Origin of the sequence: Actinomadura sp. 7K534, assembly GCF_004348575.1 — a bacterium.
In the GTDB taxonomy this organism is placed as follows: Bacteria; Actinomycetota; Actinomycetes; order Streptosporangiales; family Streptosporangiaceae; genus Spirillospora; species Spirillospora livida.
On the sequence record NZ_SMKB01000135.1, the window covers coordinates 1 to 19734 of the forward strand.

At 73.3% G+C, this 19734-nt stretch carries 22 protein-coding genes and 1 pseudogene; 13 read left to right on the forward strand and 10 right to left on the reverse strand.

Annotation, left to right across the window (positions count from 1 at the left end):
* The 4 genes and pseudogenes from E1266_RS38155 to E1266_RS23745 form a co-directional block, all read left to right on the forward strand.
* Positions 1–347 (forward strand): annotated as a pseudogene (locus tag E1266_RS38155) (hypothetical protein); the annotation flags it as partial.
* A complete protein-coding gene (locus E1266_RS23735; protein ID WP_132050503.1) occupies positions 344–1450 on the forward strand; it encodes a sigma-E factor regulatory protein RseB domain-containing protein in 1107 nt (368 codons plus the stop codon). The pseudogene E1266_RS38155 and the gene E1266_RS23735, both read left to right, overlap by 4 nt.
* A 115-nt stretch (positions 1451–1565) precedes the next feature.
* Complete coding sequence (locus E1266_RS23740; protein WP_132050505.1) at positions 1566–3329, forward strand: trypsin-like peptidase domain-containing protein; 1764 nt, start codon at positions 1566–1568, stop codon at positions 3327–3329.
* Positions 3330–3460: 131 nt separating this feature from the next.
* A complete protein-coding gene (locus tag E1266_RS23745) occupies positions 3461–3814 on the forward strand; it encodes a sec-independent translocase (protein ID WP_132050540.1) in 354 nt (117 codons plus the stop codon).
* 359 nt (positions 3815–4173) lie between these two features.
* Here the strand turns inward: E1266_RS23745 and E1266_RS23750 are convergent, their stop codons facing one another.
* Positions 4174–5313, reverse strand: coding sequence for an Mrp/NBP35 family ATP-binding protein (locus E1266_RS23750; RefSeq protein ID WP_132050507.1), 1140 nt, complete (start codon positions 5311–5313; stop codon positions 4174–4176).
* An 85-nt stretch (positions 5314–5398) separates the two neighbouring features.
* On the opposite strand from E1266_RS23750, the gene E1266_RS23755 reads away from it, so the two are divergent.
* The gene (locus tag E1266_RS23755; RefSeq protein WP_229808366.1) at positions 5399–5833 is read left to right on the forward strand and encodes a MarR family transcriptional regulator; all 435 of its coding nucleotides are present in this window, start codon (positions 5399–5401) and stop codon (positions 5831–5833) included.
* On the opposite strand, the gene E1266_RS23760 is transcribed toward E1266_RS23755, so the two are convergent.
* Complete coding sequence (locus E1266_RS23760; RefSeq protein ID WP_132050509.1) at positions 5830–6318, reverse strand: DUF1003 domain-containing protein; 489 nt, start codon at positions 6316–6318, stop codon at positions 5830–5832. The genes E1266_RS23755 and E1266_RS23760 overlap by 4 nt on opposite strands.
* The gene (locus E1266_RS23765) at positions 6318–7616 is read right to left on the reverse strand and encodes a CBS domain-containing protein (protein ID WP_132050511.1); all 1299 of its coding nucleotides are present in this window, start codon (positions 7614–7616) and stop codon (positions 6318–6320) included. The genes E1266_RS23760 and E1266_RS23765 overlap by 1 nt, the downstream gene beginning before the upstream one ends.
* A gap of 128 nt (positions 7617–7744) precedes the next feature.
* Between E1266_RS23765 and E1266_RS23770 the strand changes: the two genes are divergently transcribed.
* Positions 7745–8644: an RNA polymerase sigma-70 factor gene (locus tag E1266_RS23770; RefSeq protein ID WP_132050513.1), complete on the forward strand. Its 900-nt coding sequence runs from the start codon at positions 7745–7747 to the stop codon at positions 8642–8644.
* 4 nt (positions 8645–8648) lie between these two features.
* Here E1266_RS23770 and E1266_RS23775 read toward each other — a convergent pair whose 3' ends face one another.
* Positions 8649–9152, reverse strand: coding sequence for a hypothetical protein (locus tag E1266_RS23775; protein ID WP_132050515.1), 504 nt, complete (start codon positions 9150–9152; stop codon positions 8649–8651).
* Positions 9153–9204: 52 nt separating this feature from the next.
* On the opposite strand from E1266_RS23775, the gene E1266_RS23780 reads away from it, so the two are divergent.
* A complete protein-coding gene (locus E1266_RS23780; RefSeq protein ID WP_132050517.1) occupies positions 9205–10146 on the forward strand; it encodes a CoA ester lyase in 942 nt (313 codons plus the stop codon).
* A gap of 49 nt (positions 10147–10195) precedes the next feature.
* Positions 10196–11551, forward strand: a complete 1356-nt coding sequence (locus E1266_RS23785; RefSeq protein WP_132050519.1) for a CPBP family intramembrane glutamic endopeptidase — start codon at positions 10196–10198, stop codon at positions 11549–11551.
* A 19-nt stretch (positions 11552–11570) separates the two neighbouring features.
* On the opposite strand, the gene E1266_RS23790 is transcribed toward E1266_RS23785, so the two are convergent.
* Positions 11571–11960, reverse strand: coding sequence for an NUDIX domain-containing protein (locus tag E1266_RS23790; protein WP_132050521.1), 390 nt, complete (start codon positions 11958–11960; stop codon positions 11571–11573).
* 83 nt (positions 11961–12043) lie between these two features.
* Between E1266_RS23790 and E1266_RS23795 the strand changes: the two genes are divergently transcribed.
* Genes E1266_RS23795 through E1266_RS23810 form a run of 4 tightly spaced genes read left to right on the forward strand, consistent with a single transcriptional unit; the run spans position 12044 to position 15259 of the window.
* Positions 12044–12688 carry a DUF6758 family protein gene (locus tag E1266_RS23795; RefSeq protein WP_132050523.1) on the forward strand — a complete coding sequence of 215 codons (645 nt, stop codon included), beginning with the start codon at positions 12044–12046 and terminating at the stop codon, positions 12686–12688.
* Between the two features lie 18 nt (positions 12689–12706).
* The gene (locus E1266_RS23800) at positions 12707–13558 is read left to right on the forward strand and encodes a PHP domain-containing protein (protein ID WP_132050525.1); all 852 of its coding nucleotides are present in this window, start codon (positions 12707–12709) and stop codon (positions 13556–13558) included.
* Positions 13559–13583: 25 nt separating this feature from the next.
* On the forward strand, positions 13584–14288 hold the full coding sequence (locus E1266_RS23805; RefSeq protein WP_132050526.1) for an MBL fold metallo-hydrolase: 705 nt from the start codon (positions 13584–13586) through the stop codon (positions 14286–14288).
* A gap of 8 nt (positions 14289–14296) precedes the next feature.
* Positions 14297–15259: a PD-(D/E)XK nuclease family protein gene (locus tag E1266_RS23810; RefSeq protein WP_243718773.1), complete on the forward strand. Its 963-nt coding sequence runs from the start codon at positions 14297–14299 to the stop codon at positions 15257–15259.
* Positions 15260–15270: 11 nt separating this feature from the next.
* On the opposite strand, the gene E1266_RS23815 is transcribed toward E1266_RS23810, so the two are convergent.
* The 4 genes from E1266_RS23815 to E1266_RS23830 form a co-directional block, all read right to left on the reverse strand.
* Positions 15271–16179, reverse strand: a complete 909-nt coding sequence (locus E1266_RS23815) for an oxygenase MpaB family protein (protein WP_132050528.1) — start codon at positions 16177–16179, stop codon at positions 15271–15273.
* Between the two features lie 128 nt (positions 16180–16307).
* A complete protein-coding gene (locus tag E1266_RS23820; protein ID WP_132050530.1) occupies positions 16308–17123 on the reverse strand; it encodes an alpha/beta hydrolase in 816 nt (271 codons plus the stop codon).
* A 73-nt stretch (positions 17124–17196) separates the two neighbouring features.
* Complete coding sequence (locus tag E1266_RS23825) at positions 17197–17694, reverse strand: SRPBCC family protein (RefSeq protein ID WP_132050532.1); 498 nt, start codon at positions 17692–17694, stop codon at positions 17197–17199.
* Positions 17691–18053 carry a metalloregulator ArsR/SmtB family transcription factor gene (locus tag E1266_RS23830; RefSeq protein ID WP_243718775.1) on the reverse strand — a complete coding sequence of 121 codons (363 nt, stop codon included), beginning with the start codon at positions 18051–18053 and terminating at the stop codon, positions 17691–17693. Before E1266_RS23830 ends, E1266_RS23825 begins: the two co-directional genes overlap by 4 nt.
* A 99-nt stretch (positions 18054–18152) precedes the next feature.
* Here E1266_RS23830 and E1266_RS23835 point away from each other — a divergent pair, with 99 nt between their 5' ends.
* Positions 18153–18950 carry an alpha/beta hydrolase gene (locus tag E1266_RS23835; RefSeq protein WP_132050536.1) on the forward strand — a complete coding sequence of 266 codons (798 nt, stop codon included), beginning with the start codon at positions 18153–18155 and terminating at the stop codon, positions 18948–18950.
* A gap of 4 nt (positions 18951–18954) precedes the next feature.
* Here E1266_RS23835 and E1266_RS23840 read toward each other — a convergent pair whose 3' ends face one another.
* Entirely contained in the window at positions 18955–19518 is a 564-nt protein-coding gene (locus tag E1266_RS23840; protein ID WP_132050538.1) for a dihydrofolate reductase family protein, read from the reverse strand.
* Positions 19519–19734 lie beyond the last annotated feature (216 nt).

The window sequence follows — 19734 nt, forward strand, 5'->3', positions numbered from 1 at the left end:
CGCCCGCACCGCCCGGCCCGCCCGCGCGGCACTCCGCCCGGCCGGTCCGGCCGTCCGCCCGTCCCGTGCGGGCCCGGCCCGCCGCGCGTGCGCACGGCGGCCGCCCCGGGCACGCGGCCGTCCTGCCCGCCCAGCCGCGGCGCCGCTACCTCGTCCTCGGCGCCGCCACCCTGTTCATCGGGCTCGGCACCGCGTCCTACGCCGCCGGCGGGCGGCAGGAGGCGCCGAGCGTCACGCCCGCCTTCGACCGCTTCGCCGTCGAGCACGCGCTGACCGCCGGCGACGCGCCGCTGACCGACCCGCTCACCGACCCGTCCTCGCGGGTCCCGGTCGCTCCGGGGCCGTGAGCGCGAGGGCCGTGCTCGGCCGGGGACGGCGCCGCTCCGTGCTCGCCTGCGGGCTCGCGGGGGCCCTCGCGCTGGCCGCGGCGCTCGCGGGCGAACCCGCCGCGGCGCGGGACGTCCGCAGCGACCCGCGCGCCGTGGCGCTGCTGCGCGCCGCCGCCGACGCCGCGAGCCGCGTCCCGTACCAGGGCAGGCGGTTCCTCACGACGGCGAGCCGCAGCCGCTCCATGACGTCCCGGGTGTCGGTCGCCCACACCCCCGGCGACGGCATCCGCTACCGGTCCGGGACCGCCCAGCGGGGCTACCGGCCCGAGTCCGCCGCCGGGGACACCACCGGCTTCACCCCGGAGACGCTCGCCCTGCTGACCCGCAACTACTCGGTGGTCCGCGCCGAGGACTCCGCCGTCTGCGGCAGGCGCGCCCGCGTCGTCGAGGCCCGCCGCGCCGACGGCAGCCCCGCCGGGCGGTTCTGGATCGATGCCGAGACCGGGCTGATGCTGCACCGCGAGCTGATCGACGCCACCGGGCGCGCCGTCGTGATGACCGGCTTCACCGAGATCAGCTTCACCGAGCCGCCGCCGGAGCCCGCGGTGCTCGACGGCCCCCGCAACGGGCTCGCGCGGTTCCCCGGGCGCGGCGGGACCCGGTCCGGCGGCGAGGAGGCCACCGCCCTGTGGGGCGACGAACTGGACCGTGCCGACCTCGACGGGCTGCGCGACCTCGGCTGGCCCGTCCCCGACGACCTGCCGGGGCGGCTCACCCTCCACGACGCCCGCCGCGACGCGGGCGGCGGCACCGTCCACCTCAGCTACTCCGACGGCCTCGCCGCCGTCTCGGTGTTCGTCCAGCCCGGCAGGCTGGACGAGGCGGCCATGGACGGCTGGCAGAAGACCGTCAATCGCGGCCGGACGGTGTACCGCGCCGGTTCGCTGCGGCACTGGGCCGTCTCGGCGGACGACGGCTACGTGGTCACGGTGCTGACCGACGCCCCGCAGAGCACGGCCGTGGCGGTCGCGGCGCACCTGCCCAGGGAGGCCGACCCCTTCTGGTCGCGGCTGTCGCGCGGCGCCCGCAGGCTCACCGCCGCGGCCAACCCGTTCGACTGAACGAGATGATCACTTATGGGCGAGCGTATCGACAGAAGGTCTTATGCTCCTCACATGCCGTTGCGGGCACGATGAGCACGGATGAACAGGACCATGCTCGGTAGGAGAGATGGGGATGACGGAAGACAACCGCGGGCCGGTCAGGGCACCGGCGGAGGACGACGGCGTCGTCCCCGGCCAGGAACCTGAGCGGCGGGAGGCGGCGGCTCCGCCCGAGACGGTGACCGACCGGGAGATCCCCCAGGAGCAGCCTGCGGACGACCCCGAACCCGAGGCGCGCGCCGAGACCGGTGCCGCGGAGGGCGCGACCGGCGACGCCGACGAGCCCGAGCCCGGCGACCGCCTCGTGGCGGGCGGGTTCGCGCCGCCGGACTCGTCGTACGGGCCGCCGGACACCAGCGAGGACGTCCTGTCCCGGCCCGGGCCGGCCGCCGACATGGGGCCGCAGGAGGTGCCGCTGCAGGACGCGTCGCCGAGCGACATGCCGCAGCCCCCGCCGCCGGTCCAGCTCGGCAAGCCCGGCGCGGACGAGGACCGCCCGCGCCCCGGCTTCGTGCCCCATCACCAGGACCCGCGGGCCGCCCAGCACGGGCAGCAGCCCTACGGCGGCTGGCCGCACCAGAACCCGCAGGGCCCGCCGCCCGCGCCCATGGGCCCGCCGCCCGCGCCGATGGGCCCGCCGCCCGGCGGCGGCCCCCGCCCCATGGCCGGCTACGGGACACCGCCCGGCGGCGGCCCGAACTGGGCGCCGGTCCCCGCCCCGCCGTCCTCCTCGCGGAGCGGCCCGGGCCTCGGGCTCCTCGCCGTCATCGCGGTGATCGTCGCGCTGGTGGCCGGGGCGCTCGGCGCCGGGATCGGCGTCGTCGCCACCGGCGGCGACGACGGCGGCTCGATCAGCCTCGGGGGCGGCAACGGCAGCAGCGGCGGCGAGGTGCAGGCCCGCCCGCCGGACTCCGTCGCCGGTGTGGCGCAGCGCGTCCTGCCGAGCGTCGTGATGATCCGCGTCGAGTCGTCGCAGGGCGAGGTCGGCGGCACCGGCTTCATCGTCAACGGCGGCTACATCATCACGAACAACCACGTGGTCTCCGGCGCCGGCGGCAGCGCGATCGAGATCGTCTTCAACGACAAGAAGACGCTGCCCGCCACCGTCAAGGGCGCCGACCCCACCTCGGACGTCGCCGTCCTGCAGCCGGAGGGCGCGCACTCGCTGCCCGCGCTCACCGTCGGCGACTCCAGCAAGATCGCCGTCGGCGACCCGGTGATCGCGATCGGCTCGCCGCTCGGCCTCCAGGGCTCGGTCACCACCGGCATCGTCAGCTCGCTGAACCGCGCCGTGCCCACCCGCGGCGAAGGCGGCGACGCGTCCTTCCTCAACGCCATCCAGACGGACGCGGCGATCAACCCGGGCAACTCCGGCGGACCGCTCGTGGACGCCAAGGGCCGCGTGATCGGCATCAACACCGCCATCGCCACCCTCGGCGGCGGGTCGGGCCTCGGCGAGCAGCAGAGCGGCAGCATCGGCCTCGGCTTCGCGATCCCCATCAACCAGGGCAAGCGGGTCGCCGAGGAGATCATCCGCAACGGCAGCGTCCGGCAGGCCAAGCTCGGCGTCCTCCCCGACCCCCGCTACCAGGAGGGCGGCGCGCGGATCATGCCGGAGGCCGTCAACGGGCAGGAGCCGGTGACCCGGAACGGCCCCGCCGACAAGGCCGGCCTCAAGCCCGGTGACGTGATCACCCGCATCGACGACAAGCCCATCGAGGACGCCACCGACCTCATCGCGCAGATCCGCAGCCGCGCCCCCGGCGACCGCATCACGGTCACCTACCAGCGCGACGGCCGGGAAAGCACCGTCGAGGTCACCCTGGGCTCCGACTAGGCAGAACCGAACGGTTCTCCGGCCGACCACGTGCCGGGGAAATGCCGGGGGTCCGGTTCGTCCGGGCTCGGGATACGCTTGGGGGGCCGGTCCGCCGCAGGGCCGGTCCCCTTCGCTGCATGGAGGCCGGGTTGTTCGACGTCGGAGTCGGTGAGATGGCGATGCTCGCCGTGCTCGCCCTGGTCATCTTCGGGGACAAACTGCCTCAGGTCGCCGGCCAGGCGGGCCGCATGCTGCGCCAGTTCCGCCAGATGGCCAACAACGCCAAGGCGGACCTGCAGGAGGGCCTCGGCCCCGAGTTCAAAGACTTCGACATCAACGACCTCAACCCGAAGACGTTCGTCCGCAAACACCTCCTGGAGGACGACGACACCCCCCTGAACAGCAAGGGCGGAGTCTTCGACGACGAACTCTCCTACGCCAAGGCCCCCGACGACCGCCTCGACCACGGCGAACGCCCCCCGTTCGACGTCGAGGCTACTTAATTCGGGGGGGCGACCCCCCAATCCCCCCGTCGCGAGCCGGTCGATCCTCACGCCACCGTTGCGGGCTGGCTTGACCGTGCGGGACGTGTGGGTGTCGCTGCGGTCGCCCGGCTCGGCGGGTCGTGCGACTTCCGCTCGCTGCACTCCCTCCAGCCGCACGACCCGTGGGCGATCATGTACGTCGGACTCGCACCTGCGGGTCCCACTCCAAGTCCCTCACACACGCGGGCAGCCACGTGTGTAGTCAGCATTGTCAGACGTGGGTGCCCGCGTGTTGCGGGATCGGACTGGTGCCGCGGGTGTGCGACCGCCGTGTGCGGCAGGGGGTTCCAGGGGGTCGCCCCCCTGGGCTGGCAGACCTACCTCTTCTTCGGGGAGATGCCTAGGGACATGCCTGCTAGGCCCCGGCTTCGGCCCGCCAGGGTGTCGGCGATCGTGCGGAGTTCCTTGGCTGCGCCGGCGTCCGGGTCGGAGAGGACCAGGGGGTCGCCATGGTCGCCGCCCTCGCGGAGGCGGGGGTCGATCTGGACCTGGCCCAGGAGGGGGACGCGGGTGCCCAGGGTCTTCGTCAGGGCGTCCGCCACCGTCTGGCCGCCGCCCTCGCCGAAGATGTACTGGCGCTCGCCGCAGTGCGGGCAGGACAGGTACGACATGTTCTCGATGACGCCGACGACCTGCTGGTGGGTCTGCGCGGCGATCGCGCCGGCGCGTTCGGCGACCTCCGCGGCCGCCTGCTGCGGGGTGGTGACGACCAGGATCTCCGCGGACGGCAGCAGCTGCGCGACGGAGATCGCGATGTCGCCGGTGCCGGGCGGGAGGTCCATCAGGAGGATGTCGAGGTCGCCCCAGTAGACGTCCGCGAGGAACTGCTGGAGCGCGCGGTGCAGCATCGGGCCGCGCCACACGACCGGCTGGTTCCCGGCGGTGAACATGCCCACCGAGATGACCTTCACGCCGTGCGACGACGGCGGCATGATCATGTCCTGGACCTTGGTGGGCGAGGTCTCGACGCCGAGCATGCGCGGGACGGAGTGGCCGTAGATGTCGGCGTCCACGACGCCGACCTTGCGGCCCTGCGCGGCGAGCGCGGCGGCCAGGTTGACCGTCACCGACGACTTGCCGACGCCGCCCTTGCCGCTCGCGACCGCGTAGACCTTGGTCAGCGAGCCGGGCCGGGCGAACGGGATCTCCTTGGCGGGCTCGCCGCCGCGCAGCTTGGTCTGCAGGTCCTTGCGCTGCTCCTCGCTCATCACGTCGAGCTCGACGTGCACCGAGGCGACGCCTTCGAGTTTGGAGACGGCCTCCGTGACGTTCTTGGTGATGGTGTCCTTCATCGGACATCCGGCCACGGTCAGGTAGACGCCGACGCGGACGGCGCCGTCCGCGCCGATGTCGACGCTCTTGACCATGTCGAGCTCGGTGATGGGCTTGCGGATCTCAGGATCGTTCACGGTTGCAAGCGCCGCGGTCACCTGCTCGGTCGTCAACTGGGAGGCCATGGGTCCATGGTACGAACCCGAAGCAAAACCGAGGTATCCGGGTGGCCGTCCTCACAGTCCCCTCGCGCCGCCGTAACATCGGTGCGTGACCACCAGCACCGTCTCGTCCGCCGAATTGCTCGTCTGGCGCACGATGCTCCGAGCCCAGGCGCGCATCTCCCGCCGTGTGCAAGCCGATCTGCTGGCCCGCCACGACCTCGCGGTCGGCTCCTACGAGGTGCTCATGCACCTCGGCGAGGCCGGGCGGCTCCGCATGAACGACCTCGCCGACCGCGTCCTGCTGTCCCGCAGCGGCCTGACCCGGCTCGTCGACCGGCTGGAGCGGGAGGGGCTGGTCACCCGGCAGACGTGCCCGAGCGACGCGCGCGGCCTGTACGCGGACCTGACGGCCGCCGGGCGGGCCAGGCTCGACGAGGCCACCCCCACCTACCGGCAGGGCGTCCGGGACTACGTGCTGAGCCGCCTGGACGAGCCCGATCTGCGCGCACTGCAGGAGATCCTGGCCAAGCTCGCCGACTAGGCGGCGCTGTCCTTGGCGTCCAGCTCCTTCATGACCTGCTGGAGTTCCGAGCGCAGGAAGTCGCGGGTGACGACCTCGCTCAGCGCCACCCGCAGCCCGGCGATCTCCCGCGTCAGGTACTCGGTGTCGGCGATGGTGCGCTCGCTCCGCGACCGGTCCTGCTCGTACTGGACGCGGTCCCGGTCGTCCTGCCGGTTCTGCGCGAGCAGGATCAGCGGCGCCGCGTAGGACGCCTGGATCGACAGGATCAGCGTCAGGAAGATGAACGGGTACGGGTCGAACCGCAGGGACGAGGGCGCGAGCATGTTCCACGCCATCCACACCGTGATGAACACGGTCAGGTAGACGAGGAACCTGGCCGTCCCGAGGAACCGCGCGATCCGCTCGGACAGCCGCCCGAAGGACTCCGGGTCGTAGTGCGGCACGAAGGTCCGGCGGACCTCCCGCGGCTGGTCCAGGCGGGCGGTCATCTGCCGTGTCGTCATCACATCTTCCCCCGGAGAGCCTCTTCCTCGGGATCCGCCGACTCCTCCGCGCCGGCGTCCATCAGCGACTCCCGCCAGTCCAGCGGCAGCAGATGGTCGAGGACGTCGTCGATGGTCACCGCGCCGAGCAGGTGGCCGTTCTCGTCCACGACGGCGCCCGCGACGAGGTTGTAGGTGGCAAGGAACATCGCGACGGCCTCCAGCGACATCGTGGGCCGCAGCTGGTCGAGCTCGGTGTCCACGATCCCGGCGACGAGCGTCGGCGGCGGCTCCCGGAGGAGCTTCTGGAAGTGGACCGTCCCCAGGTACTGCCCGGTCGGCGTCGCGGTCGGCGGCCGGCACACGTACACCTGCGCGGCCAGCGCCGGGTTCAGGTCGGGCCGCCGGATCAGCGCGAGCGCCTCGGCGACCGTCGCGTCCGGCGCGACGATCACCGGGTCGGTCGTCATCAGGCCGCCGGCCGAGTAGTCCTCGTAGGTCAGCAGCCGCCGGACGGGCGCCGCCTCCCGCGGCTCCATCAGCGTCAGCAGCTGCTCCCGCTGCTCGGTCGGCAGGTCCCCGAGCAGGTCGGCGGCGTCGTCGGGGCCCATGGCCTCCAGGACGCGGGCGGCCCGGTTCACGCCGAGCTTGCCGAGGATCTCGACCTGGTCGTCCTCGGGCAGCTCCTCCAGGACGTCCGCGAGCCGCTCGTCGTCAAGCGCCACGGCGACCTCGGTCCGCCGCTTCTCCGGCAGCTCGTGGACGACGTTCGCCAGGTCGGCGGGCTTCATCCCCTCGAACGCGGCGATCAGCGCCGCGGCGCCCTGCCCGTGCTCGACGGCGGAGAAGCCCTCCACGGCGTCCCAGTCCACGACGATGGTCTCGCCGCGCTTGCGGAGCCCGCGGCCCCTCCGCCGCCGGACGGCCACCTTGCCGATGATCCAGTCCCTGGTGCGGGTCGGCTCCATCGCCACGTCGACGACCGAGACGGGTTCGCCGCCGTCCCGGAAGCGGACCGTGCGGTCCAGCAGCTCGGCGATGGCCAGCGTCTCCGACTCGCGCTTGCTGAACCGCCGCACGTTCAGCCGCCCGTCGAACACGATCGCGTCCGCCTCGATGACCGTCACCCGCGTGATCGGCAGGAACACGGTCCGCCGCGAGGCGACCTCCACCACCAGGCCCAGCACCCGCGGCGGGCTCGGTGCGAGCCGCAGCGCCACCACCACGTCCCGGACCCTGCCGACCTGGTCACCGGCCGGGTCGAACACCGCGACGCCCGCGAGCCGGGCGATGAAGACCCGTGATGGAGCTCCGCTCATGGCGAGGACATTACCCATGATCTCCTTCCTGATCCGGGACCGGACGGACGTATCGGACGCCCACGGGAGGGACATCTCACGTTTCCCTGGCACGGGGGGAACGTCCCCCCGCATGAAAGGGTGGAACCATGAGGGACGAGTTCGAGGACCCTTTCGAGGAACACCGCAACCTGCTGTTCGCCGTCGCGTACCGGATGCTGGGCACCGCGGCCGACGCCGAGGACGCCGTCCAGGACGCGTGGATCCGCTGGTCCTCGAAGGACCGCTCGGACGTCGCCGAACCCAGGGCGTACCTCGTCCGGATCACCACCAACGTGGCGCTGGACCGGCTGCGCTCGGCGCAGTCGCGGCGCGAGACCTACGTCGGGCCGTGGCTGCCCGAGCCGATGCTGACCTCCCCGGACATCGCCGACAACGCCGAGCTCTCCGAATCGGTGTCGATGGCGATGCTCGTCGTGCTGGAGACGCTGAGCCCCCTCGAACGGGCCGTGTTCGTCCTCAAGGAGGTGTTCGGCTACCCGTACGCGGAGATCGCCGGCGCGCTCGACCGGTCGGAGGCGTCCGTGCGGCAGCTCGGCACCCGCGCGCGCAGGCACGTCGAGGCGCGGCGCACCCGCTTCGAGGCGGGCGGCGGCGAGCGGCGCAAGGTCACCGAGCGGTTCTTCGACGCGGTCCTCGGCGGCGACATCAACCGGCTCATGGAGGCCCTCGCCCCGGACGTGGCGCTGTGGACGGACGGCGGCGGCAAGGTCCGGGCGGCGCGGCGCGTCATCCGCGGCGCGGAGAAGGTCGGCCGCTGGCTCACCGGGATCAACGGCCAGCCCTACGCGGGCGTCGACCCCGCCGACATGCGGGTGCGGCGCGTCCACCTCAACGGCGAACCGGCCCTCATCGTGGACGGCCCCGACGGCCCGATCAGCACCGTCACCGCCGAGGTCGACGGCGACGGCCGGGTCCGGGCCGTGCACCTGGTCGCCAACCCCGACAAGCTCCGCGCGGTGGCCGAAGGCCGCCGGCTCCCGGCGTGACGCGCTAGCGGTCGACCTGGCGGCGCTTGCCGCCGAAGAGGCGGGGCGGGGCGCCCGCGGTCGTCGCGGGCGTCGGGACGGGGCGGACGGCCGCGTAGTCGTCGGTGGACTCGGTGACCGGCAGCGCGGGGGTCAGCCGGATGATCCACGACTCGGTCGCCCAGCGCTCCACCTGGCCCTCGTGGGACGCCGCGTTCAGCCGGGCCTTGGCGAGCAGCGGCGCGACGGCGTCCCAGAGCTCGGTGCCCGGCTCGACCGGCTCGGCGTCGGCGACGAACGAGACCAGCCGGCCGCCCTTGTCCTTGCTGCGCAGGATCACCGTGACCTGCGCGGACTCCGGGAGGCCGGGCAGGGGCTGCTCGCCCTCCCCGCCGGTCAGCACGTAGGCGGAGCCGTCGTGCCACACGTGCCAGGCCGCCCTCGGCTGCCGCAGGCCGGGGAGGTCCAGCCACAGCAGGTCCGACTTCTTGGCCGCCTCCTCGACGAGCGCCCGGTTCAGCTCAGCCATGCCCGTCACCCATGTCAGAAGGGTCTCACACCGGTGGATAGCATCCGGGGCCATGCGCTCACGTCGTACCACGCTCGCGGTCCCCGGCAGCAACGCCCGCTTCATCGAGAAGGCGCAGGGGCTCCCCGCGGACGAGATCTTCCTCGACCTGGAGGACGCCGTCGCGCCGTCCGCGAAGGAGGACGCCCGCGGGACGGTCGTCGCGGCGCTCAACGAGGGCGACTGGTCCGGCAAGACGCGGGTGGTGCGCGTCAACGACCTGGACACCCACTGGGCGTACCGGGACGTGATCGAGGTCGTGGAGGGCGCCGGCGCCGACCTCGACGCGATCATGCTGCCGAAGGTGCGGGACGCCTCCTACGTCCAGTGGCTCGACCGGCTCCTCACCCAGATCGAGCGGGCGACGGACCTGCCGGTCGGCCGGATCGGCATCGAGGCGCAGATCGAGGACGCCCGGGGCCTCGCCGGCATCGACGCGATCGCGGCGTCCTCGCCGCGGCTGGAGACGCTCGTCCTCGGGCCCGGCGACCTCATGGCGTCGCTCAACATGGGCACGCTCGTCGTGGGGGAGCAGCCGCCCGGCTACACCGAGGGCGACGCCTACCACTACATCCTGATGCGGATCCTGGTCGCCGCCCGCGCCAACGACCTGCAGGCCATCGACGGGCCCTACTTCAACGTCCGCGACGTGGAGGCGTTCACGCGGGTCGCGCGGCGGTCCGCGGCGCTGGGGTTCGACGGGAAGTGGGTGCTGCACCCGTCCCAGATCGAGGCCGGGAACGCGGTTTTCTCCCCGTCCCAGGAGGACTACGACCACGCCGAGCTGATCCTTGAGGCCTACGACCACTACGTCACGGTGGAGGGCCGCGGCGCCGCCGTCCTCGGCGACGAGATGATCGACGAGGCGTCCCGGAAGATGGCCCTGGTCGTCGCCGCCAAGGGCCGCGCGGCCGGGCTGGCGCGCACGAAGCGTTTCGACCCCCGGGGGAACTGACCGCCCGTACGATTCGTCCACGGATGTAAGGGCTTCGGGAGGGCCGAACGTGTCAGAACCAGGGGAAGCCGACGGCTGGACCCCGCTGGACCCCGGCATGTCCGGCGAGCGGCCCGCGGACCCGCGCCCCGGGGAGGAGCGGCCGCCCGCACCCGGGCCGCCCGCACCCGGGCCGCCCGCACCCGGGCCGCCCGCACCCGGGCCGCCCGATCCCGGGCAGGCGCAGCCCTACACCGCGGGGACGCCGTACTGGCCGGGCGCCCCGGCGCAGCCGCCGGGGTGGGACCCGACGTACGGGCAGCCCGCCCAGGATCCCTACTGGCAGGGCGCCTACGGGCAGGCTCCGTATCCGCAGGGGTACCCGGGCTACGGGATGCAGCCCGTCAAGACGTCCTGGACGGTCAAGGCACCGGCCGGCAGCCCGTTCCACCACCTGGCACGGAACGAGGCGCACCGCTGGTGGCGTCCCCTGGTCGGCTCGCTGACGATCCTCGTCATCGGCATCGGCCTGGTGATGGGGCTCATGATCGTCGGGACGGTCATCGCCTGGGCGGTGACCGGGGAGCTGCCCGACACGACCGGCACGAACGCCACGGTGTTCGAGAACGACACCGCCGACCTGGCGATCAACCTGGCCATGCTCGCGGTGTTCCTGCCGGTGGCGTTCTTCGCGGCGTGGGGCATCCAGCGGCGCGCGCCCGGCACGCTCTCGTCGGTCGCGGGCCGGCTGCGCTGGAAGTGGCTGCTGGTCTGCTGCGGCCTCGCGGTCGGGTTCTGCATCGTGACGTTCGGGACGTCGCTCCTGGCGGAGATGGCCATGGACGAGCCGTCCGGCGGTGACGAGGAGTGGGTCGGGTGGGGGCAGTTCCTCGTCCCGGCGGTCGTCATTCTCCTCCTGGTGCCGTTCCAGGCCGCGGCGGAGGAGTACGTCTTCCGCGGCTGGATCCTGCAGGCCCTGGGCGCATGCACGCTGGAGAACGCCAAGCGGAAGGTCGGGCGGGCGCTCAGCGTCGTGTTCCGCACGCCCTGGCCCGGCATCGTCGTCGGTTCCGCCCTGTTCACGGCCGGGCACGGCTACACGGGCTGGGGGATCCTCGACATCTTCGCCTTCGGCGCCATCGCGGCGTGGGTGACGGTGCGCACGGGCGGGCTGGAGGCGGCCATCGCCCTCCACGTGTTCAACAACCTGCTGGCGTTCATGTTCTCCGCCGCCGTGGGGGAACTGGACATCGTGCAGGGCGACGTTCCGTGGGAGGTCGTCGTGGCCGACATCGTGCCGATGGTCCTGTTCGCGGCCGTGGCCGTCCGGCTGGCGCGGCGCTTGCGCGTCCAGACCGTCAGCTCGACCCCCGCGGAGGACGACGCCCCGGTGACCGCTGACGTCAGCCCCGCGCACGTCTCATAGCCGCGTCACGGCCCGGGTCTCACAGCAGGCCCCACAGCACGAGCGCGTCGAGCAGGCCGGGCACGACGGGGAGGTCCCCCAGCGCGTCCGGAGCGATCCAACGGGCCTCGGCCGCGTCGTCCCCGGCGCGGAGGGTTCCACCCGCCACCGTCGCGGCGTAGTCGTGGATCTCGTAGGTGACGCCGCCGGGACCCGGGCGCTCCACCGTCCCGGCCAGCGCGCCGACCACGACGTCCAGCCCGGTCTCCTCCTTCAGCTCCCGCACGAGCGCGGCCGCATCGTCCTCGCCGGGCTCGACCCGCCCGCCCGGGATCGACCACAGGCCCTCGCCCGGCGGGCGCGCCCGCTTCACCAGGAGCAGCCGCCCGTCGCCGTCCTGCACGATCCCGCCGACACAACGCACACGCATGACCTCATTTTGTTCCCCCTTTTCCACGCGGCGACCCGTCCGGCCTTGACGGGCCGGGAAGATGCCGCGCAGGGTGGGTAGTCATGAGGGCGGAGCCCACCTGCCCGCGCTGCGCGGGTCCTCTGCATGCGCCGGGCCTCTGGTCCAGCGACTGGAGTTGCGGCGTGCACGGCGTCGTCCTCCCGAGGCAGCCGTCCAAGCGACCCGGCCCGGACGGGCTGGCCGCCGTGCTGCGCGACGCCCGCGTCCCCGTCTGGACGCCCTGGCCCCTTCCGCTGGGCTGGCTCGTCACGGGCTTCGCCACGGTCGGGGACGACCGCAGCGGCGCGCGGGCGACGGCGGTGGCCGTGTCCGGGCCGGGGCTGCTCGCCGGCCCCGCCGACATGGTGCTGATCGCCGAGGAGCCGGGCATCGGCCTCGGCGCCCACTACGCGGGCCTCGACGGCTCCGACCCGGGCGAGGTGTTCGACGGGCCGCCGCACGTGAAGCTCGACGTCAGCGGCCCCGCGGCGACCTGCGGGCATTCCGTGCCGATGTGGACGGTCAACGGCCGGGCCGACCGCGCCGTGTTCGTGGGAGAGGCGATGGGCCACTGGCTCTGGGTCGTGCTCTGGCCCGCCGATGCCGGGGTGCTCCTGCTGGAGCGCCAGACGCTGCTCGATCTGCGCGAGCCGGGGATGGAACTCGACCTCCCCTACGGCGCCTACAGCCCGCGGCTCGACGACTGACGCTGGTATGAACGGGGCATGCGGATCGATCTGCACAGCCACAGCGACGCGTCCGACGGCACCCGGCCGCCCGCGGAGGTCGTCCGGCGGGCGCGGGCGAACGGCCTCGACGTCCTGGCGCTCACCGACCACGACACCGTCGCCGGCTGGGACGAGGCCGCGGGGGCGCTGCCCGATGGGCTGACGCTCGTCCCGGGCATCGAGCTGTCGTGCCGGCAGGACGGCCGCAGCCTCCACATGCTCGGCTACCTGTTCGACCCGGACGCCCCGGACCTGGCCGCCGAACTCGCCCGGATCCGCGACGACCGGGTGATCAGGGCGCGGGCCATGGTCGACCGGCTCCGCGAGCTCGGCGTGGCCGTCACCTGGGACATGGTCCGCTCCCTGGCCAGGGGAGAGGCGGTCGGGCGGCCGCACATCGCGCGGGCCATGGTCGCGGCGGGCGCGATCCGCGACACCGACGAGGCGTTCACCCCGCGCTGGATCGCGCAGGGCGGCCGCGCCTACGCCGAGCGGTACGCGCTCGAACCGGAGCGGGCGATCGGGCTCGTCCGCGCGGCCGGGGGAGTGTGCGTGCTGGCCCACCCGAGGGCGCGGCGCCGCGGGTACGTCGTCGCCGACGAGGCGGTCGAGAGGCTCGCCGCCGCCGGGCTCGCCGGGGTCGAGGCCGACCACCCCGACCACGCCCCCGAGGACCGCGCTCACCTGCGCGACCTCGCGTCCGCCCTGGACCTCGCGGTGACCGGCTCCAGCGACGACCACGGGGACCTCACCGGCGACCGCCTCGGCGCCGAGACGACCGCGCCCGCCGACTACGAGCGGCTGCTGGCGGGCGCCGTCCGTGATGATCTCCGACTGCCCGAAACGTGACGCGAAGCACGATAGGCTTCGGAGGGTGGACGCGCGCATCGAACAGGTCGTGACGTCGGGGCGGCTCTCCCTCGACGACACCGAGTACGACGTCGAGAACAACACCTACATCATCGGTGACGACGACGAGGTCATCGTGATCGATCCGGCGCACGACGCCGAGGCCATCCTCAAGGAGGTCGGTGACCGCGAGGTCATGGCCGTCCTGCTCAGCGACGGCAACGAGCACCACCTCAACGTGGTCCTCGAGGTCGCCGCCGCCGGTGAGGAGGACGAGGAGAACTGGGCCCCGATCGCGCTGCACCGCGGCGACCGGCTGCTGTGGCGCGACTACTTCGGCCGCCTCGCCAAGGAGGAGGACGACGAGGACGACGCCAAGGCCCTGCGCTCCCTCGAACCCGACATCTGGCTGGAGGACGGCGGCGTCTTCGAGATCGCCGACGCCCAGCTGGAGATCGTGCACACCCCGGGCCACACCCCCGGCAGCGTCTGCGTGATCAGCGAGCAGCTCGGCGTCCTGTTCTCCGGCGACACGCTGCACCGCGGCCGCCCCGGCTCCATCGGCGGCGTCTACGAGGACCTGCGCAAGCAGCTCAACTCCATCGGCGCGCTGCTCACCCCGCTCCCCAAGGACCTGAAGGTCCTGCCCGCCCAGGGCGAGGAGACCACCGTCGGCGAAGAGGACTCCCGCTGGGAGTCGTGGGGCGCGCTCGCTCAGGACGAGGACTGACGGCCTCGTTGAGCGCCGAGCAGCTCGGCTTCGACGGCATGCCCCGGCGGCTGTACACGTGCACGCCGTCGAGGCTGAACACCTGGCTCGACTGCCCGCGCCGGTACCGGATGACGTACCTCGACCGTCCGATGCCGCCGAAGGGCCCGCCGTGGGCGCACAACAGCGTCGGCGCGAGCGTCCACAACGCCCTGGCGGGCTGGTGGCGGCTGCCGCCCGGCGGCCGCACCCCGGAGGCCGCGGGGAGCCTGCTCGTCCGCGGCTGGCTGACGGACGGGTTCCGCGACGACGCGCAGTCCGCGCGGTGGCGGGACCGGGCCCGCGAGATGACCGAGCGGTACGCGGCTGGCCTCGACCCGTCCGACGAGCCGGTCGGCGTCGAGCGGACGGTCGCGACCCGCACCGACCGCATCGCCGTGTCGGGCCGCATCGACCGGCTCGACGCCCGCGGCTCCGAACTCGCCGTCGTCGACTACAAGACGGGACGCCGCGTCCCCACGTCCGACGACGCCCGCGGGTCCCTCGCCCTCGCCATCTACGCCGTCGCCGCGTCCCGCGTGCTGCGCCGCCCCTGCCACCGCGTCGAGCTGCACCACCTGCCGTCCGGCGAGGTCGCGGCCTGGGACCACACCGACGAGTCCCTGAGCCGGCACATCCGCCGCGCCGAGCAGATCGCCTCCGAGGCCGCCGATGCCGACGAGGGCTACCGCGCTTTGGCGGGGGGTGTGGGGGGTCGTCCCCCCACAGAGGGTCGCGCCATGACGGGGGCCGTGCCTAAACCTCGGGTGGGGGACGCCCGCCCGGCCGCCGTCGACCACGCCCCGTACGACGAGCTGTTCCCGCCGCGCACGGGCAACCTGTGCTCCTGGTGCGACTTCGCCCGCCACTGCCCCGAAGGGCAGGAGGCCGCCCCGCGCAAGGAGCCCTGGGCGGCCCTGCCCGCCGACGACGAGGGCCAGGTCGACGCCTAGGCGGTCGACGCCTACGCGGGGGTGAGGGTCTTCCCGGCCGGCCAGCGCCGCGGGTCGCGCAGGCCGAACAGGCCCCGGCTCACGTCGTAGCCCTCGGCGGCGAGCCGCTGCCGGGTGCGTTCGAGCATGTCCCGGGTGGGCTTGGCGAAGGCGTGGTCGTGCAGCCGCTCCGGCACCGCGTTCATCGCCAGGCGGAACGACCTGAGCGCCGCCGTCACCGCCGGCTGCGGCACCTCGGGCAGCGCCCCGTACATCGCGCGGGCCCAGTCGGGCAGCGCGTAGTAGCAGAGCGCGCCGAACGGGAAGTAGCCCGGCTTGCCGGGCGCCAGGAACTTCAGGTTCTCCGGCATCGTCGGCCACATCAGGAACCGGACGGTCTCCGCCGCCTCCTCCGTGACCCGCAGCCGGGGCCGCATCTCCGCGAAGTACGCCTCCATGTCGGCGACGGTGCCGGGGACGTCCTCGGCGTGCAGGCCGACGAGCTCGGCCGACCTGCGCTGCTCCGCCAGGTAGCGGTCGGCCATGGCGCCGGTGAGCGGCAGGCCCGCCCGGCGCGCGACCTCCAGGTACGAGTACACCTCGGCGCAGTGCACCCAGAGCAGCAGTTCGGGCTGGTCGAGCCGTTCCCTCTTGCCGGTGTCGTGGTTGAGGATGCGCAGGCTCCGGTGGATCTCCCGGACCCGGTAGGCCGCCTGCTCCACCTCCTCGGGGCTGCCGAACGTCCCCAGGCCGACGAAGTCGGAGGTCCGCTGCAGCCGGCCGAAGGGGTCCTCACGGAAGTTGGAGTTCTGCCAGACGCCCCACATCGCCATCGGATGCAGTGCTTGCAGCATCAGGCTGCGCACCCCGCCGACCCACATGGTGCGGTCGAGGTGGACGCGCCAGGTGACGCTCTCGGGCGGCTGGATCGTCGCGGGCATTGACACCTCCATGAGACAAACTTCAGTAAGTGTGTCATTACCCGCACGCCGCCGTGACACCGCCCCCCGATAGAGGCGTCCGGTCGTCGTCCCCGGCCCGGCCCTCCGACCTCCGGCTGCCGGGAGATTCAGGAGGACGCGGCGAGGACCTTCCGGAGGTGGACGGCGAAGAACTCCGGGGCGTCGGCGAAGCCGGTGTGGCCGCCGGGGAACAGCGTCGGCTCGATGCCGAGCTCCCCGGCGAGCGCCCGGGAGGCGCGGTCGCACAGCTCGCCCGCGGAGTCCTCGCCGATGCCGACCACGATGCGGGACGCGACCGCGCGCAGGGCGGCGAGGTCGGGCTTCCAGTGGACGGTCTCGCGCAGCTCGTGCTCGAACCAGCGGCGCTCGTCGGCGACGTCCTGCGGGTCGCGGTCCCCGCCGAACATGTGCTCCAGCGCCCCGTCCGGCAGGTGGATGTCGCTCAGCGCCATGAACGCGCGCCACGCGCCCATCACGTCGCCGCTCAGGTAGGTGGCGATCATCTCGTCCGTCGCCTTGTAGAGGGCGTCGCGGTCGTCCAGCAGCTCGTCCAGCGGCGGTTCGTGCGCGATGACCAGGCGGGCCTGGCCGGGGTGGGCCTGCGCGAACGCGAGGGCGGTGCAGGCGCCGCCGCTGGAGCCGAGGACCACGGCCGGTCCGGCGTCCACCTCCGTGATGAGGCGCGACAGGTCGTCGGCGCGCAGCGGCGGCGTCGAGTCCTGCTCAGGGTCGTCGACCGGGCTGCGGCCGATGCCCCGGGGGTCGGTCGTCAGGACGGTGTGGTCGCTCGCGAGCAGGTCGGCGAGCGGCTCGAACGCCGCCGCGCCCATCGGCGCGCCCACGAGCGCCACGAGCGGGCCCCGGCCGCGGACCTCGAAGTGCAGCCGCGCGTCCGGCACGCGAAGGGTTCCGCTGGTCGTCATGGATTCCTCCAGGTGATGTAGGTGCGGTCAGGCAGACTCGCAATCCCAGAGGAATTCATCGCCCGGACGAGGGTCAGCTCGCGGAAAGGCCCTTGTAGTACTCGACCTGCCCCGGGTAGTAGGCGTCGAAGTCCGCCACCGGCGCGCCCGTCATCGAGGAGACGAGCCGGTCCAGGTAGTACTCCCATCCGGGCCCGGTGGTGGACACGTCGGTGTCCGGGTCGAGGTGGTGCAGGAAGGTCAGGGTGGTCACGCCCCCGGCCTCCGCCAGGCGCGCCTCCAGGTGCCACCGCCCGTACTCGTCGACCGCCTCGACCTCCAGCCTGCGCGGCGGTTCGCAGGCGATGATCGTCATGTCGCTCTCCGGCTGCCCCTCCTCCATGACGAGCGTGAGCCGCACTTTGGCGCCGGGCTTGCCCTCACCCGTCCAGTGGGCGAACCAGCGGGCCGTCCGCTCGGGCTCGGTGATGCTCGCCCAGACGTCCTCGATCGGTGCCTTGAACTCGCGCGTCATCTCCAGGTCCGTGCCGGTCGCCGCGGCGATCAGCCTGCCGGTCGGTGTGGGCGTCATCCCGTACTCCTCGCGTCCATGGGCTCTTCGCCCGGGCCACGCGCGCGGTCGCGTCGCGTGCGGTGGACCTCTGTCTCCAGTGCGTCGAGGCGCTGGTCCCACGCCCGCCGCCGCGCGGTGGCGAGCCAGCGCTCGATCTCCCGCAGCGGACCGTGCTCGACCCGGTAGTGCCGCTCCCGGCCCACCAGCTCTGCCTCGACCAGCCCCGCCTCGCGCAGCACCCGCAGGTGCCGGCTCACGGCGGGCCGGCTGATCTCCGGGAACGCGGCCGCCAGCGCCCCGGCGGTCCGCGGCCCGTCACCGAGCAGCACCACGATCCGCCGCCGCACCGGATCCGCCACGGCATCGAAGACGTCCACGAAAAACATGTAACCATCGTGTTACGCGTTTGTCCAGGGCGGGCCCCGATGAGTTCTCACCGGCCGCCCGGTCCGTACCCGACGACGAAAGGAGTGCGCATGACCGACTTCGCGACCTCGGCGGACGGGACCCGCATCGCCTACGACCGCCTGGGCGGGGGCCCGGCGGTCGTCCTCATCGGCGGCATGTTCTGCGCCCGCCCCGCCACGCGGGAACTGGCCGGGCGGCTCGCCGAACGCTTCACGGTGCTCAACTACGACCGGCGCGGCCGCGGCGAGAGCGACGACACGCCCCCGTACGCCGTGCGGCGGGAGATCGAGGACCTGGCCGCACTGATCACCGAGGCCGGCGGCTCGGCCGCGGTCTACGGCCACTCCTCCGGCGCGGGCCTCGCCCTGGAAGCGGCCGCCGCGGGCTGGCCGATCACCAGGCTGGTCCTGCACGAGCCGCCCTACGGCTCCGACGACGAGGACGAGAGGCGAACCGCGCGGGAGCTGGCCGAGAACGTCCAGGCGGCCCTCAAGGACGACCGCCGGGCCGATGCGATCAAGCTCTTCCTGGCCGCGTCGGGCATGCCCCCGGAAATGGCCGAAGGGATGGCCGCCGACCCGGACATGCAGGCGGTAGCCCCGACGATGCCCTACGACTTCGAGGTCATGGGCGACACCGCCCGGGGCGGCGCGATCCCGGAAGACCTGGCCCGCGCCATCACCGTCCCGACCCTGCTGATCGCGGGCAGCGCCAGCCCGCCCTTCTTCCGCGACGCCGCGACGCGCCTGACCGCCCTGCTGCCGAACGGCGAGTACACGTTGCTGGAAGGCCAAGACCACGCCGCGCCCGCGGACCAGGTCGCCCCCGTGATCACGTCCTTCCTGGCCGCTGACCCGCGGGACTAGGCGGCTAACGCGCCACGCGGTAGTGGAGGAAGACGACCTTCGAGGCGAAGGTGCGGGTCTCGACGAGTTCGAGATCCACGTGCCGCTCGTGCCGGGGGAAGAACGGAGTGCCGCCGCCGACGAGTACCGGGCAGACCCTGGCCCGGTACTCGTCGATCAGGTCCAGCGCGGCGGCCTCGGCGGCGAGTGTCGCGCCGCCGATCGCGATGTTCCCCTCGCCCGGCTCGGCCCGCAGCCGCTCGATCTCCTCCGCCAGGCCGCCGGAGGCCAGGCGCGCGTTGCCCCGCACCGCCGACAGCGAGTTGGAGAACACCACCTTCGGGAGCGGGTTCCAGACGGCGATGAACTCGCGCTCCAGATCACTGGTCTTCGGGTCCTGTTCGGCGGTCTCCCAGTAGAGCATCGTTTCGTACAGCCGTCGTCCCATCAGGTGGACGCCGACGTCCCGGACCTCGTCGGTGGCGAAGCGGAAGACCTCCTCGTCGGGCTCCGCCCACTGGAAGCCGCCGTCCGGCCCGATGACGTAGCCGTCCAGCGACACGGCCATTGAATAGGTCACACTGCGCATCTGAGTCCCTCCCGGTAACGCGTTCGACGGTACGACCATCGGACACCGCGGAACTCATCGCGAAAACTCATCCCGCACCGCAAAGACCCGCCGAGGCCCGGTCCGGCTTCGGGACGGGAGCCCGGCGAGGAGGATCGTTCAGCCGGTCACCGGGTTTCCCGGAGGATGCCGCGGCGTTCAGGTCGGGGAGGGGGCCGGTCCCCCGCGCAGCGGGGC

Excerpts from the sequence above, each read along its gene's own strand:
- E1266_RS23740 (WP_132050505.1), top strand. The coding sequence starts at position 1,566 with ATGACGGAAGACAACCGCGGGCCGGTCAGGGCACCGGCGGAGGACGAC.
- E1266_RS23750 (WP_132050507.1), bottom strand. The coding sequence starts at position 5,313 with ATGGCCTCCCAGTTGACGACCGAGCAGGTGACCGCGGCGCTTGCAACC.
- E1266_RS23760 (WP_132050509.1), bottom strand. The coding sequence starts at position 6,318 with ATGACGACACGGCAGATGACCGCCCGCCTGGACCAGCCGCGGGAGGTC.
- E1266_RS23765 (WP_132050511.1), bottom strand. The coding sequence starts at position 7,616 with ATGAGCGGAGCTCCATCACGGGTCTTCATCGCCCGGCTCGCGGGCGTC.
- E1266_RS23770 (WP_132050513.1), top strand. The coding sequence starts at position 7,745 with ATGAGGGACGAGTTCGAGGACCCTTTCGAGGAACACCGCAACCTGCTG.
- E1266_RS23775 (WP_132050515.1), bottom strand. The coding sequence starts at position 9,152 with ATGGCTGAGCTGAACCGGGCGCTCGTCGAGGAGGCGGCCAAGAAGTCG.
- E1266_RS23780 (WP_132050517.1), top strand. The coding sequence starts at position 9,205 with ATGCGCTCACGTCGTACCACGCTCGCGGTCCCCGGCAGCAACGCCCGC.
- E1266_RS23790 (WP_132050521.1), bottom strand. The coding sequence starts at position 11,960 with ATGCGTGTGCGTTGTGTCGGCGGGATCGTGCAGGACGGCGACGGGCGG.
- E1266_RS23795 (WP_132050523.1), top strand. The coding sequence starts at position 12,044 with ATGAGGGCGGAGCCCACCTGCCCGCGCTGCGCGGGTCCTCTGCATGCG.
- E1266_RS23800 (WP_132050525.1), top strand. The coding sequence starts at position 12,707 with ATGCGGATCGATCTGCACAGCCACAGCGACGCGTCCGACGGCACCCGG.
- E1266_RS23815 (WP_132050528.1), bottom strand. The coding sequence starts at position 16,179 with ATGCCCGCGACGATCCAGCCGCCCGAGAGCGTCACCTGGCGCGTCCAC.
- E1266_RS23820 (WP_132050530.1), bottom strand. The coding sequence starts at position 17,123 with ATGACGACCAGCGGAACCCTTCGCGTGCCGGACGCGCGGCTGCACTTC.
- E1266_RS23825 (WP_132050532.1), bottom strand. The coding sequence starts at position 17,694 with ATGACGCCCACACCGACCGGCAGGCTGATCGCCGCGGCGACCGGCACG.
- E1266_RS23835 (WP_132050536.1), top strand. The coding sequence starts at position 18,153 with ATGACCGACTTCGCGACCTCGGCGGACGGGACCCGCATCGCCTACGAC.
- E1266_RS23840 (WP_132050538.1), bottom strand. The coding sequence starts at position 19,518 with ATGCGCAGTGTGACCTATTCAATGGCCGTGTCGCTGGACGGCTACGTC.